This is a genomic window from Brachyspira pilosicoli (assembly GCF_019402445.1).
GTDB lineage: Bacteria > Spirochaetota > Brachyspiria > Brachyspirales > Brachyspiraceae > Brachyspira > Brachyspira pilosicoli_B.
Map to the genome: position 1 here is coordinate 1 of NZ_SRZM01000217.1, position 805 is coordinate 805.

An 805-nucleotide genomic window follows, 5' to 3' on the forward strand; every position below is an offset into this window, starting at 1 on the left:
TTACATCAGCACCTTGCTCTATTAAAAAATTAGCTATTTCAAAGTCTAGTATATCAATACTGCCTTCATTTAAATGATAAAAAGTTTTATTTAAAGCTGTGTCTCCTTGATGATCTTGTGCATTTATATCAGCATTTTTTGAAACTAAATATTTTATTACATCTATATTTCTTCCCCTACGAGGCTTACATGCTAATATTAAAGCAGTACTTCCTCCTTTCTGAGAGTTTACATCAGCACCGTTTTCAACTAATAATTTTACTGTTTCTAAATTATTTACGCCATACATTAAGGCTGTATTTCCATAATCATCGAAAGCATTTATATTTGCCCCTTTTTGTATTAGAAGTTCTACCATTTTTATATTATGAAGTTTGGAAGCATACATTAAAGGTGTCTCTCCATCCTCATTTGTTACATTTATATCTGCACCATTATTTATTAAAAATTCTGCAGCAGATGAATTTTCATTTTTATAATAATAATATCTATAGTCAGGATGTTCATTATCTAATGAGAGTAATAGTGGAGTTTCTACTGAGCTATGTTCAGAATGTGTTTTGGCATTTACATCAGCACCTTTTTCAACTAAAAATTTAACCATATCATAGTCATTTCTTAAAGCTGCTATCATTAAAGGAGTATAATCATAATCATAATTCTCCACACACTTTATTCTTGATTCTAAGTCAAAACCATTTTCTACTAATACTTTAAACATTTCTCTATTTAGTGCCAATTCTGTTGTATAAGCTGTATCAAGAAGTGATGCTCCATAATTGTCTTTAGTATTTACATCAGCACC

The 805-nt window shown here is 29.4% G+C and carries 1 protein-coding gene; it reads right to left on the reverse strand.

Features of this window, described 5'->3' with window-relative positions:
• Positions 1 to 805 (reverse strand): ankyrin repeat domain-containing protein (locus E6A48_RS07560; protein ID WP_219709411.1); only part of this gene is annotated, 805 nt, incomplete at both ends.